Origin of the sequence: Actinomycetospora endophytica, from assembly GCF_021026375.1 — a bacterium.
Classification (GTDB): domain Bacteria; phylum Actinomycetota; class Actinomycetes; order Mycobacteriales; family Pseudonocardiaceae; genus Actinomycetospora; species Actinomycetospora endophytica.
In genome coordinates this window covers 227931-241737 of record NZ_JAJNDB010000005.1, presented here as the reverse complement: position 1 = coordinate 241737, position 13807 = coordinate 227931, and the positions used below count along the sequence as shown (strand labels likewise).

Here is a 13807-nt window from a genome sequence, read left to right as displayed (position 1 = left end):
GCCGCAGTCGGCGTCCGAACTTCCACCTCCACTCTTGTGCTCAAAACATCAGATGTTTAACGTCCGCTGTGATCGCGGTGACATCTGACCGAGCCGTTGAGGTGTCGGTCACGGCGGGGCTGCCGGGAGCGGCCCGAGAGGACGGCGGCTCATGACGACGACGGGTGAGACGGGCCGAACGGGCCCGGGAGATCGCACACCCCGCACGGCGACGACGGACGGGACGGCCGGCCACGACGACCTCGCAGCCCGCCTCGACCGCCTCCCGGTGATCACCCGGACGCACCGCACCTGGGTCGTCCTGCTCGGCGCGCTGTTCGTCTTCGACCTCGTCGACCTCAACTCGTTCGCCTACGCGGCGCCGGCGCTGCGCACGCAGTGGGGCCTCTCGATCGGCACCGTGGGGCTGATCACCTCGGCGGGCTTCGTCGGGATGTTCCTCGGGGCGATCGTCGGCGGCCGGCTCTCCGACCGGCTGGGTCGCCGGCCGGTCCTCATCGGCGCGGTGTTCTTCTACTCGCTCTTCTCGCTGGCCTCGGCGGCGTCGTGGGACGCGACCAGCCTCGGCGTCATGCGCGTGCTCACCGGGTTCGGGCTGCAGGCCATGACCGGCGTGCTGCTCGTCTACGTCAGCGAGATGTTCCCGCGGGCGCTGCGCGGCCGGTACCAGTCGCTGCTGCTCGCCGTCGGGCTCGCGGGCGTGCCGGTCGCGGCGTGGCTGGCCCGGATCGTCGTCCCCCTCGGGCCGGGCACGTGGCGCTGGATCTTCGTCTTCGGCGCGCTCGGCGCGATCATCGGCCTCGTCGCGCTGAAGGTGATGCCCGAGTCCGCCCGGTGGCAGGCCGCGAAGGGACGCGACACCGAGAAGGCCGAGCGGCTCGTCGCCCAGCTCGAGGAGGAGGCGCGCGCCCGGACCGGCGAGCCGCTGCCGGAGCCGGTCCCCACGCCCGCGCTCCCGCCCGCGTCGGTCCGCGATCTGCTGCGCGGCGCGACGCTGCGCCGCACCGTCGTCGCCTCCGCCGCGTGCGTCTTCCTGATCCTCTCCTTCTACGGGTTCACCTCGTGGGTCCCGACGCTGCTCGTCGAGCGCGGCTACACCACCGCCCAGTCGCTGACCTACGCCTCGGTGCTCGCCATTGCCGCGGTGCCCGGTGCCCTGCTCGCGTTCCCGTTCATCGACCGCTGGGAGCGCAAGAACCTCGTCTTCGCGCTGCAGTGCGTGGTGGCGGTCCTGCTGCTGGTGTTCGGCCTCGTCGGCAACCCGGTCTCGATCCTGGTGTCCGGCTTCCTGGCGTCGATGCTGATGCAGACCAGCGTCGCGGTGCTCTACACCTACATCGCCGAGGTCTTCCCGCTCGCGCTGCGCGGGCTGGGCTCCGGGATCGCCAACGGCACGGGGCGCCTGGCCGGGGTGCTCGGCGGGGTGCTCGTCGCCGCGATCTTCACCGGGCTGGGCATGGGCGCCGTCTACGTCTACCTCGCGGTCGCGGCCCTGCTCATGGGCGTGGTGCTGCTGTTCTTCGGGGTGCGCACCAGCAACCGCGGCCTCGAGGAAATCTCCACCGGAGCTCTTGCCGATAAAACGTCAGACGTTTAGCGTAGGCAACGGGTCGAGCGATCACGGAGGGAGCACGATGACGGTGCAGGACGGCTGGCGCGGACGGTTCCTCGAGGACTTCGAGGTCGGTGACGTGTACCAGCACCCGCTGGGGCGCACGATCAGCGAGAGCGACAACACCTGGTTCACCCTGCTGACGATGAACACCAACCAGGCGCACTTCAACGCCCAGGTCGGGGAGTCCTCGGAGTTCGGGCGACGGCTGGTGGTCTCGCCGCTGACGATCGCGATCGCGGTGGGTCAGTCGGTCACCGACACCACGCAGAACGCCTTCGCGAACCTCGGGATGGACGACCTGCGCCTGACCGCGCCGGTGTTCGTCGGGGACACGATCTGGTCGGAGAGCATCGTGCTCGAGGTCCGCTCCTCGCAGAGCAGGCCGCACGCCGGCATCGTCACCATCCGGACCCGGACGCTGAACCAGGACGCCGTCGAGGTGCTGACCTTCAAGCGGACCTTCTACGTGCACCGTCGGGACTCGGCGGCCGCGGCGTCGCTGTTCCCGCAGGCGGCCACGCCGCTGACGCTCGAGAACGACGGAGCGCTCGCATGAGGCCGCTCGAGGACGTCCGCATCGTCTCGCTCGAGCAGTACGGCGCCGGGCCGTTCGGCTCGATGCACCTCGCCGACCTCGGCGCCGAGGTCATCAAGATCGAGGACCCCGGCTCGGGCGGGGACGTGGGCCGCTACGTGCCGCCGTATGCCGGCGGCGAGGACTCGCTGTTCTTCGAGTCGTTCAACAAGAACAAGTCGTCGATGGTGCTCGACATCCGCACCCCGGCGGGCCGCGAGGTCTTCCACGACCTGGTGCGCTCGGCCGACGCCGTCTACTCGAACCTGCGCGGCGACGTCCCGGCCAAGCTCGGCATCCGCTACGAGGATCTGAAGGAGATCAACCCGCGGATCGTGTGCTGCTCGCTGACCGGGTTCGGGATGACCGGCCCGCGGGCCGCCGAGCCGGGCTACGACTACGTGCTGCAGGCCCTCGCCGGCTGGATGTCGGTGACCGGTGAGCCCGGCGGCGCGCCCCAGAAGGCCGGCCTGTCGCTGGTCGACTACAGCGGCGGCTTCGTCGCGGCGATCGCCCTGCTCGCCGGGATCCACCAGGCACGGCGCGACGGCGTGGGGACCGACTGCGACCTCTCGCTCTACGACACCGCGGTCAGCCTGCTGACCTACCCGGCCACCTGGCATCTCACCGAGGGCTACCAGCCCACCCGGACGCACCACTCCGCGCACCCGTCGCTGGTGCCGTTCCAGGCGTTCGAGGCCGCCGACGGCTGGCTCGTCGTCGGGTGCGCCAAGGAGAAGTTCTGGCACCGCCTCACCCAGGTGATGGGGCGCGAGGACCTCGCCGCCGATCCGCGGTTCGCCACCTTCGCCGACCGCGACCGCAACCGCGACACCCTCGTCCCACTCCTCGAGGATCTGTTCCGCACCCGCACCGTCGACGAGTGGCTCGAGGGGCTCTACCCGGCCCGCATCCCGTGCGCCCCGATCCACGAGGTCGCCGGCGCGCTGGACGACCCGCACACCCTGGCGCGCGCCCTCGTCGTCGAGACCGAGCACCCGCGGTTCGGGACGGTGCGCTCGTTGCGCTCGCCGGTGCGCGTCGGTCCGCCCGGGGCGGACGTGGGGCCGGTGCGCCGCGGGCCGGACATGGGCAGCGACACCGACGCGGTGCTCACCGGGCTCGGGTACGACGGCGAGCGGGTCGCTTCGCTGCGCGCGTCGGGCGCCTTCGGCCCGCCCGACCCCGCCCTGGCCGACGTGCCGCTCTCGCGAGCCGGCTCCGGCGCCGACATCACCGTTCCCGAGGCGCCCTCGGCGCCCGCCCGCTGAGCAGGAGACTCCCATGGACTTCCAGCTGTCCGACGAGCAGCGGCTGTACCGCGACTCGCTGCGCGACTTCGTCGACCGCGAGATCATCCCCGTCGCCCGCGACTGGGAGCACTCCGGCCGCTACCCGACCGAGATCGTCGAGAGCATGAAGAAGCTGGGCCTGTTCGGCCTGGCCATCCCCGAGGAGTACGGCGGGCTCGCGGCCGACACGGTGTCCTTCGCGCTGACCTTCGAGGAGATCTCGCGCGGGTGGATGGGCATCGCCGGCATCCTCGGCAGTCACTCGGTCTCGTCCTGGATGATCGCCCACCACGGCACGCAGGAGCAGAAGGACCGCTACCTGCCCGAGCTCGCCACCGGCGAGCGCCGCACCGGGATCGCGCTCACCGAGCCCGGCGCCGGCACCGACCTGCAGGGCATCACGACGGTGGCCCGGCGCGACGGTGACGACTACGTCATCGACGGCACCAAGATGTGGATCACCAACGCGCGGTACGCGAACCCGCTGCCGGTGCTGGTGAAGACCGACCCGAAGGCCGAGCCGGCCCACCGCGGGATGAGCATCCTCATCGTCGACGCCGACACCCCCGGCCTGGAGGTCACCCAGGACATCGGCAAGCTCGGCTACAAGGGCACCGAGTCCTGCGAGGTCGTGCTCACCGGCGTCCGGGTGCCGTCGTCGGCACTGCTCGGCGGGGTCGAGGGCCGCGGGCTGCAGCAGGCGCTCTCGTCGCTGGAGACCGGTCGGATCAACATCGCCGCCCGTTCGGTCGGCATCGCGCAGCGCGCCTACGAGGAGGCACTCTCCTACGCGCGCGACCGGACGGCGTTCAAGCAGCCGATCGGCGATTTCCAGGCCGTCCAGCTCCGCCTGGCCGAGATCGCGGTCCAACTGCAGGCCGCGCGCCTGATGACCTACTGGGCGGCATCGCGGATGGACGACGGCGTGCGCATGGACACCGAGTCCGGCATGGCGAAGATCTTCGCGTCCGAGACGGCGCTGCAGTGCGCCACCGACGCGATGCGCATCCACGGCGGCTACGGCTACTCCACCGAGTTCGAGGTCGAGCGGCTCTATCGTGATGCGCCGCTGATGTCGATCGGCGAGGGCACCAACGACGTCCTGCGCACCGTCGTCGCCAAGTCCCTGCTGGCCGGGAAGGCGACCGTGGGGTAACCCCAGCGCCTTCCCCCCGAAATACATCCGACGTATCGTCTGTGGCTTCCGCCACAAACGACGTCGGCCGCCCCAGGGCCGCCGTCGGGCTCCCTCCACCCGGAAGGTGTGATCGACCGTGGACTTCGGTGTCTTCATCCCCATCGGCAACAACGGCTGGCTGATCTCGGAGAACTCGCCGCAGTACAAGCCCTCGTTCGACCTGAACCGTCGGGTGGTGCAGGAGGCCGAGCGCCAGGGCTTCGCGTTCGCGCTCTCCATGATCAAGCTGCGCGGGTTCGGCGGGAAGACCGAGTTCTGGGACCACAACCTGGAGTCGTTCACGCTGATGGCCGGGCTGGCCGCCGTGACCGAGCGGATCAAGCTGTACGCCTCGACGGCGGTGCTCACGCTGCCGCCGGCGCTCGTCGCCCGGATGGCCTCGACGATCGACTCGATCGCCCCCGGCCGGTTCGGCGTCAACATCGTCTCCGGGTGGGCCAAGAACGAGTACGACCAGATGGGTCTCTGGCCCGGGGACGAGTACTTCGGCTACCGGTACGACTACTCCACCGAGTACGTCCGGGTGCTCCGCGACCTGTGGGAGACCGGCCGCTGCGACCTCGACGGGCAGTACTTCCACATGGAGGACTGCGTGCTCTCGCCGCAGCCGTCCGGGAAGGTCGACATCGTCTGCGCCGGGCAGTCGGAGCGCGGGATGCAGTTCTGCGCCGAGTACGGCGACTTCAACTTCATCCTCTCGCCCGGCATCAACGACCCCGAGGTGTACCGGGAGCCGACCGAGCGGCTGGCCAAGGCCGCGTCCGCGAGCGGTCGCGACGTGAAGGCCCTGCCGCTGTTCATGGCGATCATGGCCGACACCGACGAGGAGGCCCGCGCGAAGTGGGACTCCTACCGCGCCGGCGCCGACCTCGCGGCGCTGGGCTACATGTCCGACGAGGGCAGCGCCGACACCACCGCCGACTCGTCCGGCACCGCGCGCACGATCAACCTCCCCGAGGGCGCGGTCAACTTCAACATGGCCACCCTCGTGGGCTCCTACGAGACGGTGGCCCGACAGATCGATCAGGTCGCGGGCATGCCCGGGGTCGAGGGGATGATGTTCACCTTCGACGACTTCGAGCAGGGCGTCCACGACTTCGGGACCAAGGTCAAGCCGCTACTGGGCTGACGCCCATGTGAGTGGATTTGGTCGCTGGGGCGACCAAATCCACTCACAACTCCGAAGGAGATTCTCATGTCGATCGACAGCCCGCCCCGGACCTCGCTCGCCGCCGCCGTCGGGGACTTCGTCGCCGCCGCACGCCCCGGTGACGTCCCCGAGGAGGTGCTCGAGCGCGCCCGGTACCTCGTGCTCGACGCCGTCGGGCTGGCGTTCGCCTCGACCGGCTACGAGTTCTCGACGACGGCGCGGGACGCGCTCGGGCGGCTGGGTTCCGGTGAGCACCCGGTGCTCGGCATGCCCGACCGCCTCTCGCCCCGCGACGCCGCCACCCTCAACGGCGTCCTGGTCCACGGCATGGACTTCGACGACACCCACATCCCGGCCGTCACGCACGTCTCCGCGGCGGCGCTGCCCGCGGCGATCTCGGCGGCGTGCACGACGGCGGGTGCGACGACCCGCGACCTGCTGCTCGCCTACGTCCTCGGCGTCGAGGTCTCCGCGCGGGTCGGGCTCGGCGGGGCGGGCGGCTTCCACGACGTCGGGTTCCACCCGACGGCGGTCGCGGGCGCGTTCGGCGCGACGGTCGCCGCGGCCAAGCTCTGGGGTCTGGACGCCGCGGGCATCACCGCCGCCCAGGGCATCGTCGGGTCGATGTCGGCCGGCCTGCTCGAGTTCCTCGAGGACGGGGCGTGGACGAAGCGGCTGCACCCCGGGTGGGCGGCGAGCTCGGGCATGACGGCGGCCGCCTTCGCGGAGCAGGGCTGGAGCGGCCCCGGGGCGGTCTACGAGGGCCGTTTCGGGCTCTACGCGACGCACCTGCAGCAGCGCGGGTCCGACCCGTCGGCGGTCGCGGACGGGCTGGGGGAGCGGTGGGAGCTGATGCGTACCGCGGTGAAGCCCTATCCGATCTGCCACTTCATCCACGCCTTCGCCGACGCGGCGCTGGCCCTGCGCGCCGAGCACGGCCTGACCGCCGCCGACGTCGCCTCGGTCCGCTGCGCGATCCACCCGGTGCCCGGCAAGGTCGTGTGCGAGCCGGCGGCGAACAAGTGGGCCCCGCGCGACGAGTACGACGCGAAGTTCAGCCTCCCTTACGTGGTGGCCACGGCGCTCCGTCGCGGGCGGTTCGGGCTGGCCGAGCTCGAGGACGACGCGCTGCGCGACCCGGCGACGCTGGAGCTGACCCGCCGCGTCGAGGTCGTCGAGGACCACGAGGGGGCCTTCCCGCGCGCCTACTCCGGGTACGTGGAGCTCGAGCTGACCGACGGCCGGCGGCTCACCCGCCGCGAGCAGGTCAACCGCGGGCACGACGAACGCCCGCTGACCAACGACGACATCGCCGCCAAGTTCGCCGAGACCATCGGCACCGTCGCGGACGCCGAGACCGCCGACCGGGTCAGCGCGACGGTGCTCGGGCTCGGCGACGACACCCCCGCGCGGGAGTTCGCCGAGGCCTGCCGTGGCTGACGGGCCAGTGCGGGTGGGCGTCTTCCTGACCCACCAGCGGCGTCCCGAGCAGGACCCGGTGACGGTGCTCGACGAGCAGCTCGACCTGGTCCGGCTCGCCCGCGACGAGGGCCTCGACTCGGTGTTCGCCGGCCAGCACCACCTGGCGGAGTCGCTCGCCCACATCCAGCCGCTGCCCTGGCTCGCCCGGCTCGCGGCCGAGGCGGGGGAGATGACGGTCGGCACCGGCATCCACCTGCTCGCCCTGCACCACCCGGTGGACACCGCGGAGGCCTACGCGAGCCTCGACGTCGTGTGCCGGGGGCGCTCGGTGTTCGGGGTCGGGCTCGGCTACCGCGCCGAGGAGTACGCCGCGTTCGGGATCCCGCCCGAGGAGAAGGTTCGACGGTTCACCGAGAACCTCGCCGTCGTCGACGCCCTCTGGCGAGGCGAGACGGTCACGCGGGACCTGTCGTGGACCCGGCTCGACGGGGCGCGGACGCTGCTGCGCCCGGTCGCCGATCCCCGGCCGCCGATCTGGATGGCCGCCAACTCCGACAACGCCGTGCGCCGGGCCGCACGGCTCGCCGACGCCTGGATGATCAACCCGCACGCGACGGCGACGACGGTCCGCCGCCAGCTCGAGCTCTTCGACGCCGAGCGCGCGGCGCACGGTCTGGGCCCGGCGACGTCACGGCCGCTGATGCGCGAGGTGTTCTGCGCGGACACCCGCGAGGAGGCGTTCGAGCGGGCGCGGCCGTACCTCGAGGGGAAGTACGCGGTCTACGCCGACTGGGGCCAGGACCGGGTGATGCCGGACCAGGAGTCGTTCCGGATGGGGTTCGAGGAGCTGGCCGACGACCGGTTCGTGATCGGCACGCCGGACGACTGCATCAAGGCGCTCTCCGGCTTGCTCGACCTCGGCGTCGACCACGTCGTCCTGCGGACGGACTGGGCGGGGATGCCGGCCGAGTACGCGCGCCGGTCGATCGAGCTGCTGGCGCGGGAGGTCGCCCCGGCCCTGAGGTGCGCTCCGCGCCCGTGAGCACACATTGACGTCAGGGCGTCAATGAGTGCTCACAGGGCCGGAGGCCACCTAGGGTGCGCGCCATGCCGGTCTCCTTGGGCGACGCGTACCGCGGCGCGTTCACCCGTCTCGACACCCGCCTGCGCGCCCTCGCCGCCACGGACGCCTCGTCGTTGGACACCCTCGTGCCGGCCTGCCCGGGCTGGACGGTCCACGGCGTCGTCTCGCATCTCTCGGGGATCGCCGTCGACATCGTCGCCGGGCGGCTGCGTGGGATTCCCGACGACGAGTGGACCGCCGGTCAGGTCGACCAGCGCCTCGGCGTCCCGGTCGAGGAGGTGCTCGACGAGTGGGCGCCGCACGTGGACACCATCGTCGCCGGACTCGACTCGCGCGCGGTCCCGCCGCCGGCCGCGGCCGACGTCCTGACCCACGAGGGCGACATCGCCGAGGCGCTCGCCGACCCGATGCCGCCGGAGGACGGCTGGCACGACGCGTCGCGGCTGCTGTGCCGGGGCATGGTGCGCGGCGTCGACCGCGCGGGGACGCTGACCGTCCGCTGCGGTGACGACGAGTGGAGCGGCGGCTCGGGCGGCGACGGGCCGGTCGCGGCGGTGGACGTCGACCGGTGGGAGCTCTTCCGCGGGGTGTTCAGCCGGCGCAGCGCCGACCAGATGCGGGCGTGGTCGTGGGACGGCGACCCGGACCCGTGGCTCGCGTCCCTCACCGTCTTCGGCCTGCGGACCGACGACCAGCCCAGGTGCGCTCCGCCCTCGTGAGCACCACGTGCACCTACGGGCGCGCAGGCACCTCACTGCGGAACCGCTCCCGGTACGCGTCCCAGTCGAACGACTCGAGGAACGCCGTCGCCGCGTCGTACCCCCGCTGATAGAGGGCCTCGCGGCGCGGCTCGGTGATCCCGAAGTCGAGCAGCCCGACCTCGGCCGCCTCGATGTGGATCGTGCGCGCCTCGACCCACGGGCGGTTGAGGTAGGCCTGGTCGCGGCCGAGGATCATCGTCGTCAGCAGCTGCTCGAGCAGGCGCAACGCGGTCGGTTGCGGCCAGTCGAACATCCGCGAGTGGAACAGTGCCACGCGATCGCCGATCCCTGGTTTCGGCGCCGTCGTGATCGTCACCCCGAACGTCGGCCAGCCCGGTGAGCCGCCGTCGGTGCGGTCGAGCGAATCTATCGGGAAGTTCGAGAGCAGCCCGCCGTCGACGAGCGTCGAGGTGACGTCCGGATCGGCGTGCGTCAGCGTCGTCGGCTCGAACAGGAACGGGATGGCCATCGAGGCGCGGACGGCCTCGGCCACCGGTTGCGAGTCCGGGTCGAGCCCGTAGACGTTGCGGTAGTCCCACGGGAAGCGGACCAGCTGGCCGAGCGTGAGGTCCGAGCAGGTGACGACGAGGCGGTAGCGCTGCTCGGGTGGGAGGGCCGGGTCGTCGAGGCGCAGGTCGCGCCAGGTGCGGACGCCGAGCGCCTCGAGCTCGGTGGTGATCCAGTCCAGCAGGTACTCGCCCCGGTAGAGCCCGGTGCCCGAGAGCAGCGCGAGCCCGGGGCCGACCAGCGGGAGCCGGCCGAGGCCGTGCCGGTCGGCGACCGCCCGGAAGTCCAGGCGGCGGGTGATCTCGCCGAGCTGCGCGCCGCGCGCCCCCGCGGCGGCGATGGCCCCGACGAGCGCCCCGGCCGAGGTCCCGGAGATCCGCTGCGGCCGGTACCCGGCGTCGGTGATCGCCGCGACGGCGCCGGCGAGGCCGATCCCCTTGACCCCGCCGCCTTCCAGAACCAGGTCAGCACGCATCGGGTCGAGCTTCGCACGTGCGCGGAGCGCGCCGCCGGGGTGTCCGGGGCCCGGGCTCACACGCCGATCAGGCTGCTGCGGCGCGGCAGGGCGTCGTGCTCGGCGCCGCGCTGGCTGGGGATGCTCGCCGTGGCCGCCGCGACCAGCGCCTCGCGGTGGCGCGCCCGGCGGATCGCCTCGGCCCGCAGGCCCTCCTCGCGCATCGCGGCGCGGGTGCGGTCGTCGATCGTGCCCCGACGGGCAATCGAGACGAACGGCGCGACGAGCCAGGCTCCGAGTGCGGCACTTCCGACGACGACGGTGCTGACCATGATCTCCCCCGAGATTCCCCGACGCTCCCCGACGAAGCGTGTCGACCGGATGGTCGTACTGGGGCATCCGGTCGTTACGAGAGTCACCCGCTCGGGCGAGCAACCCCTACCCCGCGCGTGCCGCCGCGGCGAGCCCGATGACGAGGGCGGCCCCGAGGAACCCCACGACGACGAGCACCCCGACCACCTGTCCCGTCGCGGAGTCACCCAGCCGCCCGCGGCGCAGCGCGGCCGGCAGCCCGGGCGCGACCACGGCACCGAGCAGGCCTCCCAGGGCGCCCCAGCCGAGTCCGAGCACGACGGCGGGCAGGACGTCCAGTCCGAGCCCCAGGGGCCCCGCGGACAGTGACGTCACGACGGTGACCAGGGCGAGCGCCACGGCCAGCGCCGGTCCGAGGGCCCACCCCCGCCGGAGCGCCTCCTCGGCCGAGGAGGCGTGCAGGGCGGCCACCATCCCGCCGAGGACGCAGACGACCGCACCCACCAGCGGCGCGAGCCACCACGACGGCCCCTGACCGAGCAGGTGCACCAGGCCGACGGTGTTCTCGCCGGTCGGTCCGCGTCCGGTCACCGGTATCCCGAGACAGAACGCGAACGCCCCGAGCACCGCCGTGGGCGCGAGCACCGCGACGGCGACCACCGCCAGAACGCCCGCGGTGGACGGCCCGGAGGCGGTCGCGGCGTCGGACACACCCGCCGGGACCCAGCGCGTCGGCTGGACGGGCGTCCCGCCGGCCGCCCGCGCGAGCACCCCGCTGACCAGCAGCGCCAGCCCGCCGAGCCAGCACGAGCCCAGCACGGCGCCCACCCCGGCCGCCGGACCGGCCAGCAGGTCGCGCACCCGACGGCATGCCGGTGACAGGACGTCCGGGCGGCGCCACGCGGCCACCAGGACGAGCGCCCCGGTGAACCACAGCGCGCCGCCGAGCAGGGTCGGCAGGACGGCGACCGTGATCGTCCCGCCCGTCGTGGCGGCTCTCCCGGCGAGCGCGATCGCCGTCAGGCCGGCGAGGAACAGCACGACGGTGCGTGCGGCCTGGGCCGGCATCTGCGGGGCGGGCCGCGTGTCGGCGATGACGAGCGACGCGCCGGTGGCGACGGCGACCGCCGTCACCAGCAACGGCGTCCCGGCGACGACGGAGTCGAGCCCGCCGAGCGTCCCGAGGTCGAGCTGGACCGACACCGACCCGCCGACCCCGAGCGCGATCGCGACCGGGAGGAGCACCAGCGGTGACACGGCCGGCGACTCGGTGCCCGCGACCACCGCGAGCAGCGCCCCGGGCACGGCGAGGACGGCGAGGGTCGCGGCGGCCGCGGTCAGGGCGGCGAGCCAGTCCCGGGCGGTCCCGGTCAACGTCCCGGCCAGCCGGGCCGGGCCGGCGGCCGGGATGCTCCGACGCGGCGGGTCCTCGCGAAGGTGGACGCGCACCCGGGTCGGGGGAGGTGGAGCGGGGCCGGTACCGGCGACGGGCGCGCGGCCGGACGTGCCGTGGGCGCCCGATCCCGGAGCGGCCCGCCGAACGCCCTTCGGACCTGCCGCGCCGGGCACGGACGCCGTCGTCGTCCCCCGACCCGCCGGCACCGCCTCGCCTGCCCGGTCGGCCGCCTCGTCGTCGCCGGCCGCCCGCGGAGCGGGGACGCCCACCGCGCCGCACGCCCGGCAGAACGCCCACCCGTCGGTCCGCGCCACTCCGCAGCGCGAGCACTGTCCAGCCGCCACCGCAGCCCACCCCCGTCGTGCCGCCGTCCCCGCGGGCGACGACCCGATCTCACGCAGTCGCCGGACCGGCGTCGAGGTGCACGAACGGGGGAGGTCGGCGGGCGGTACGGCCGTCCGGGCGACGACGGCGGGTGAGAGCCGCGGCCTCCGGCGAGATGTCCGACCGCTCCACGCGCTGATGCCGCCTCGCCGAGAGGACGCTCATGCACCTGGCTCCTGCCTGTCCGCGTGTATGGGCGTCTCCTCGGCGATGACATGAAGATCATCCGGTCCCGCCCCGCTGTCCGGTATATCGTTAGCCTCAGCAACGAACCGGCGACGACGGAGGTGGCGGCTGTGACGGCCACGCTGGACACCGAGGCAGCGCAGGACCCGGCGCAGGACCCGCAGTACCCGATGGCGCGGCAGTGCCCCTTCAGCCCGCCGCCGGAGCTGACCGAGATCCAGGCCGAGGACCCGGTACGGCGGGTCTCGCTCTGGGACGGCAGCCATCCCTGGCTCGTCACGCGGCACGCCGACGTCCGCACCGTGCTCGCCGACCAGCGGTTCTCCGCGGACACGACGAAGCCCGGCTACCCGCCGTCGTCACCCGGGCAGCTGGCTCGTCGCAAGGACTCGCCGTCGTTCATCTCGATGGACGACCCGGACCACGCGTTCTTCCGGCGCATGTTGATCACCGAGTTCAGCGTCCGGGCCGTGAAGAACCTGCGCCCGATGATCGAGGAGGCGGTCGACGAGCTCCTCGAGGCGATGGCCGCGGGTCCGCAGCCGGCCGATCTCGTCGAGGCCTTCGCGTTGCCGCTCCCGTCGCTGGTGATCTGCCGGATGCTCGGGGTTCCCTACGCCGACCACGGGTTCTTCCAGTCCCACTCGCACACGATCATCGACACGCGCTCGACGGTGGAGGAGACGCTCACCGCGTCCGACGAGCTCAAGGGCTACCTCGAGGGGCTCGTGGCGCACCGCGAGGAGCGGGCGCGGGCGGGCGAGGAGGTCGACGACCTGCTCGGTCGGCTGGCCGCGCGCCACGTCGTCACCGGCGAGATCACCCGCGAGCAGGCCGGGGCGATGGGCCTGCTGCTGCTCATCGCCGGCCACGAGACCACCGCCAACATGATCGCCCTCGGCACGCTGACCCTGCTGCGCGATCCGGAGCACGCCGCGCGGGTGCGCTCGGGCGAGTCGGTCTCCGGGGCCGTCGAGGAGCTGCTGCGGCTGCTGACGGTCGTGCACCTCGGCCGGCGGCGGGTCGCGACCGAGGACGTCGAGCTCGGCGGCGTGCTGATCCGCGCGGGGGAGGGGGTCATCGCCGCGGGCGAGATCGCCAACCGGGACCCGGAGGCGTTCCCGGCCCCGGACGAGCTCGACGTCGAGCGCACCCCGAACCACCACGTCGCGTTCGGCCACGGCGTGCACCAGTGCCTGGGTCAGCAGCTCGCCCGCGCCGAGCTGCAGGTCGCCTACCCGGCCCTGCTGCGCCGGTTCCCGGACCTGCGTGTCGCCGCGCCCGTCGAGGACATCCCGTTCCGCGACACGATGGTCGTCTACGGTGTCCACGAGCTGCCCGTGGCGTGGTGACGTGCGGCGCCCTTCCGGGTTGTCGTGAGGTATGCGGCACCGGCCCCTCACGAGTGTTTGCCGGGTCGACGGGGACACTGTGATGACGCGATCGGTTCGCGTTGTGGCGGGGAAATGTCC

Annotated in this window: 12 protein-coding genes; 9 read left to right on the top strand and 3 right to left on the bottom strand. The window is 72.9% G+C overall.

The genetic code is table 11. The features are described 5' to 3' along the window. The first annotated feature begins 151 nt into the window (after window positions 1-151). From LQ327_RS22110 to LQ327_RS22075, 8 genes are all read left to right on the top strand, one after another. Entirely contained in the window at window positions 152-1597 is a 1446-nt protein-coding gene (locus tag LQ327_RS22110) for an MFS transporter (RefSeq protein WP_230737927.1), read from the top strand. A gap of 37 nt (window positions 1598-1634) precedes the next feature. Further along, window positions 1635-2171, top strand: coding sequence for a MaoC family dehydratase (locus LQ327_RS22105; RefSeq protein WP_230737926.1), 537 nt, complete (start codon window positions 1635-1637; stop codon window positions 2169-2171). After that, window positions 2168-3460: a CaiB/BaiF CoA transferase family protein gene (locus tag LQ327_RS22100; RefSeq protein WP_230737925.1), complete on the top strand. Its 1293-nt coding sequence runs from the start codon at window positions 2168-2170 to the stop codon at window positions 3458-3460. The genes LQ327_RS22105 and LQ327_RS22100 overlap by 4 nt, the downstream gene beginning before the upstream one ends. A gap of 13 nt (window positions 3461-3473) precedes the next feature. Continuing rightward, entirely contained in the window at window positions 3474-4637 is a 1164-nt protein-coding gene (locus LQ327_RS22095; RefSeq protein ID WP_230737924.1) for an acyl-CoA dehydrogenase family protein, read from the top strand. Between the two features lie 118 nt (window positions 4638-4755). Continuing rightward, window positions 4756-5808 (top strand): pyrimidine utilization protein A, encoded by a 1053-nt coding sequence (rutA, locus tag LQ327_RS22090; RefSeq protein ID WP_230737923.1) that lies wholly within the window; start codon window positions 4756-4758, stop codon window positions 5806-5808. 66 nt (window positions 5809-5874) lie between these two features. Further along, the gene (locus LQ327_RS22085) at window positions 5875-7269 is read left to right on the top strand and encodes an MmgE/PrpD family protein (protein ID WP_230737922.1); all 1395 of its coding nucleotides are present in this window, start codon (window positions 5875-5877) and stop codon (window positions 7267-7269) included. Beyond that, window positions 7262-8293 (top strand): LLM class flavin-dependent oxidoreductase, encoded by a 1032-nt coding sequence (locus tag LQ327_RS22080; RefSeq protein ID WP_230737921.1) that lies wholly within the window; start codon window positions 7262-7264, stop codon window positions 8291-8293. The genes LQ327_RS22085 and LQ327_RS22080 overlap by 8 nt, the downstream gene beginning before the upstream one ends. Window positions 8294-8358: 65 nt before the next feature. Continuing rightward, the gene (locus tag LQ327_RS22075; RefSeq protein ID WP_230737920.1) at window positions 8359-9054 is read left to right on the top strand and encodes a maleylpyruvate isomerase N-terminal domain-containing protein; all 696 of its coding nucleotides are present in this window, start codon (window positions 8359-8361) and stop codon (window positions 9052-9054) included. A gap of 13 nt (window positions 9055-9067) precedes the next feature. Here LQ327_RS22075 and LQ327_RS22070 read toward each other — a convergent pair whose 3' ends face one another. From LQ327_RS22070 to LQ327_RS22060, 3 genes are all read right to left on the bottom strand, one after another. After that, window positions 9068-10078 carry a patatin-like phospholipase family protein gene (locus LQ327_RS22070; protein ID WP_230737919.1) on the bottom strand — a complete coding sequence of 337 codons (1011 nt, stop codon included), beginning with the start codon at window positions 10076-10078 and terminating at the stop codon, window positions 9068-9070. Window positions 10079-10134: 56 nt separating this feature from the next. Next, window positions 10135-10389 (bottom strand): hypothetical protein, encoded by a 255-nt coding sequence (locus LQ327_RS22065; protein ID WP_230737918.1) that lies wholly within the window; start codon window positions 10387-10389, stop codon window positions 10135-10137. A gap of 106 nt (window positions 10390-10495) precedes the next feature. Then, the gene (locus tag LQ327_RS22060) at window positions 10496-12109 is read right to left on the bottom strand and encodes a zinc ribbon domain-containing protein (RefSeq protein WP_230737917.1); all 1614 of its coding nucleotides are present in this window, start codon (window positions 12107-12109) and stop codon (window positions 10496-10498) included. A gap of 396 nt (window positions 12110-12505) precedes the next feature. Here LQ327_RS22060 and LQ327_RS22055 point away from each other — a divergent pair, with 396 nt between their 5' ends. After that, window positions 12506-13687 (top strand): cytochrome P450, encoded by a 1182-nt coding sequence (locus LQ327_RS22055; protein ID WP_269070729.1) that lies wholly within the window; start codon window positions 12506-12508, stop codon window positions 13685-13687. The last annotated feature ends 120 nt before the right edge of the window (window positions 13688-13807 follow it).

Excerpts from the sequence above, each read along its gene's own strand:
- LQ327_RS22075 (WP_230737920.1), top strand. The coding sequence starts at position 8,359 with ATGCCGGTCTCCTTGGGCGACGCGTACCGCGGCGCGTTCACCCGTCTC.
- LQ327_RS22070 (WP_230737919.1), bottom strand. The coding sequence starts at position 10,078 with ATGCGTGCTGACCTGGTTCTGGAAGGCGGCGGGGTCAAGGGGATCGGC.
- LQ327_RS22055 (WP_269070729.1), top strand. The coding sequence starts at position 12,506 with ATGGCGCGGCAGTGCCCCTTCAGCCCGCCGCCGGAGCTGACCGAGATC.
- LQ327_RS22085 (WP_230737922.1), top strand. The coding sequence starts at position 5,875 with ATGTCGATCGACAGCCCGCCCCGGACCTCGCTCGCCGCCGCCGTCGGG.
- LQ327_RS22095 (WP_230737924.1), top strand. The coding sequence starts at position 3,474 with ATGGACTTCCAGCTGTCCGACGAGCAGCGGCTGTACCGCGACTCGCTG.
- LQ327_RS22065 (WP_230737918.1), bottom strand. The coding sequence starts at position 10,389 with ATGGTCAGCACCGTCGTCGTCGGAAGTGCCGCACTCGGAGCCTGGCTC.
- LQ327_RS22110 (WP_230737927.1), top strand. The coding sequence starts at position 152 with ATGACGACGACGGGTGAGACGGGCCGAACGGGCCCGGGAGATCGCACA.
- LQ327_RS22100 (WP_230737925.1), top strand. The coding sequence starts at position 2,168 with ATGAGGCCGCTCGAGGACGTCCGCATCGTCTCGCTCGAGCAGTACGGC.
- LQ327_RS22105 (WP_230737926.1), top strand. The coding sequence starts at position 1,635 with ATGACGGTGCAGGACGGCTGGCGCGGACGGTTCCTCGAGGACTTCGAG.